The organism is Mesorhizobium sp. M0437, from assembly GCF_040321335.1.
Taxonomy (GTDB): domain Bacteria; phylum Pseudomonadota; class Alphaproteobacteria; order Rhizobiales; family Rhizobiaceae; genus Mesorhizobium.
Genome location: NZ_JAMYRK010000166.1, coordinates 1 through 2427 on the forward strand (window position 1 = coordinate 1; position 2427 = coordinate 2427).

The window sequence follows — 2427 nt, forward strand, 5'->3', positions numbered from 1 at the left end:
ACAGTGGACTGGGACATAGGCCAAGTGCCCGAAAAACCACCGGGGCTGGTTGCCGGCGAGCACGACATGCAGGTTCCTCGGCGAGCGCCGGGAGATGTCTCCAGGAACTCAGCACGTGATCAAATGGTCCCGCCCGGCGGTGTGAGTGGGTCTGTAGCAGGGTCCGTCATCGAAACCCAGTGCGGCATGGTTCCATCAGTTGCCAGATGCCTGAACATTGCATCAACTGCGCAGGCGCTTCGCGCCTCCATCAAGATACCGGCCATGCAGGCGCCGACAGTCCGGAACAACGAGTGTCGTAGCCCGTTCAGGATAAGTGGTTCGTCCACAATCAGCTACGCGAGATAGACATGTTCCAATTTCTAACGTTGGCAGGGACCATCTTGGGTCTGACGATGTCGCCGGCGCAGGCCGCCAGTGATGCGGATCAGGCTGTCGAACAATTTCACCGTACCTGTCTGGCCGAGGGTCCCAATTTCGAGCGCATGATAGAGACCGCGCACGAACGCAGGTGGACACTTATTGCCGAAGCAGGCTTCGCCGAACTCGCGCCAATCGCTAATCCAACCTCAGTGGAGGCATGGCTGGTGGCCGAAGCGGAGGAAGGATTGCCAGCAGGAACCATCATCGGCACCACCAAGGCAACGATGAGCGGCAAACCGGTGCAGACGTGTACGCTGGCATTTCCCGATATCGATCAAGAGGCATTTCGGAAGAGTTTCTTCACCCGTACGGATGCCGAGAAGATTGCCGAAGATCGCGATACGGAGGAGTTCTCGCGTCTCTACATCCTCGTTGCCGGCGGACGTAAGCAATTTGTCCGGCTGGTGGTCCTGCCTTCAACGCCACCAGGAAACCCGCGCGTCGTTGCCAGTTCGATCATGGCCGACTGACATGTCATTCCTCCCGCCCCCGTGCTCCTCTGGAGGGCGAACACTGCGAAATGTCGCGAGCAGCAGAAGGTCGTAGATAATTTTCAGCCCACCGGCGATGATCAGGGGCCAGCCGAAGCTGGAGACGGCAAGGAGAGCCCCTGCGAGGACTGGACTGGCGGCCGCCGCGAGGCTGCGGGGGACGGCGGTGATGCTCGCCGCGGCAGCCCGCTCTTCGGGCGTCACCACGGCCATGACGTACGATGTGCGGGTCGGCACGTCCATCTGCGACAGCGCGCTTCTAATCAGCAGAAGAGCGATAGCCGGAGCGACGCTCGGCATGAACGGGATGAGCACCAGACAGAGGCTCGACGGAAGGTGCGTAAACACCATCGTGTTTATGAGTCCGATCTGCTGGGAAATTCGCACAGCGACCAAATAGGACGCAGCCGAAAGGACACCCGTCCAGAAGAAGATTGCGCCGGTGGCGGCGAGCGACAGGCCGAACCGTTGAAAGAGCCAGAGGGCCAACAACGATTGGACGACGAAGCCGCCTGCGAAAGCGTCGAGGCTGAAGAGCGCTGCGAGTGACAGAACGATGGAGCGAGACCTGCGCAATGGCTGTGCCGACACTTTGCCTGCATCAGGCGCGTCACTCGGCAGCCGCCGATAGAGGAGCACCGCCGCCAACCCAAGTGAGGCATAAAATAGAAAAGCTGCCTGGAGGGCCTGCTTCATTTCCAGGCCGATGGCGTCGCGGAGAAAGTCGGGCGCTCCTGCGGCCAGCGCTCCGACGGCGCCGGCGAGAGAGCCGATGAGGCTGTAGCGCGCAAAGAGCGCCGTGCGGTCGCGGTCGGTGACGCTCTGCGCAAGCTGCGAATGTTCGAGCGGTAGAAACACGCTGACGTCCCCTGAAGATGTGTTCAGCGTGCCGACGAACGCGATGAGAAGCAGCGGCCAGAAGTCGTGAACGACAGCGAAGACGACCCCCGTTGCTATCATCAGGACAGCCGCTGCGGTCAGCAGCGCTCGACGGGAGAAGCGATGCGCGACGATCCCAACAGCCAGGGTGAGGACGGCTGAGCCCGCGAGCGTCGCCGTCGACAGGGTTCCGATCTCGAAGGCGTCGAAGCCGAGCGTGGCCAGATAGGCGGGAAGCAGGATGCTGACCAGACCGTCACCGAACGCCCGCAGTCCCCTTGATATCAGCAGGTTCGCAGCAGTCGGCTCAGCACCGGCAGGAAGCAGCCTGAAGCGCCGCTTCGAAATAGCTTTGCGCAAACCGTGCGCGAGCCACTGTAACGTCAACGATGCCTCCTCACCACTGGTAAGCGGCGCTGGCTGCACGGGTTAGATCGCTCCCGTTGCCATCCCGTAGAGCAGCCCGAGGATCGAACAGCCGGCGAGCACCGGGAGCATACCGATCTTGAAACGGAACACCGCCAGCAGCGCACTCAATGTCAGGACGAGCGACGCGATGTTGACGGAGCTGGGCACGGGCACATCGACCGTCATGCCGAACCCTTTGACCTCGCCCAGTGCTCCAAACTGAACG

2 protein-coding genes and 1 pseudogene are annotated in these 2427 nt (G+C 61.6%); 1 reads left to right on the forward strand and 2 read right to left on the reverse strand.

All coding sequences use genetic code 11. The annotated features are described in order from the left end of the window. The first annotated feature begins 350 nt into the window (after positions 1 to 350). The gene (locus NKI72_RS34565) at positions 351 to 893 is read left to right on the forward strand and encodes a hypothetical protein (RefSeq protein WP_352694343.1); all 543 of its coding nucleotides are present in this window, start codon (positions 351 to 353) and stop codon (positions 891 to 893) included. On the opposite strand, the gene NKI72_RS34570 is transcribed toward NKI72_RS34565, so the two are convergent. Together NKI72_RS34570 and NKI72_RS34575 are read right to left on the reverse strand one after the other, a co-directional pair. Beyond that, positions 840 to 2120 (reverse strand): MFS transporter, encoded by a 1281-nt coding sequence (locus NKI72_RS34570; RefSeq protein ID WP_352852193.1) that lies wholly within the window; start codon positions 2118 to 2120, stop codon positions 840 to 842. The genes NKI72_RS34565 and NKI72_RS34570 overlap by 54 nt on opposite strands. A gap of 102 nt (positions 2121 to 2222) precedes the next feature. Next, positions 2223 to 2427 (reverse strand): annotated as a pseudogene (locus NKI72_RS34575) (chromate transporter); the annotation flags it as partial.

Excerpts from the sequence above, each read along its gene's own strand:
- NKI72_RS34565 (WP_352694343.1), top strand. The coding sequence starts at position 351 with ATGTTCCAATTTCTAACGTTGGCAGGGACCATCTTGGGTCTGACGATG.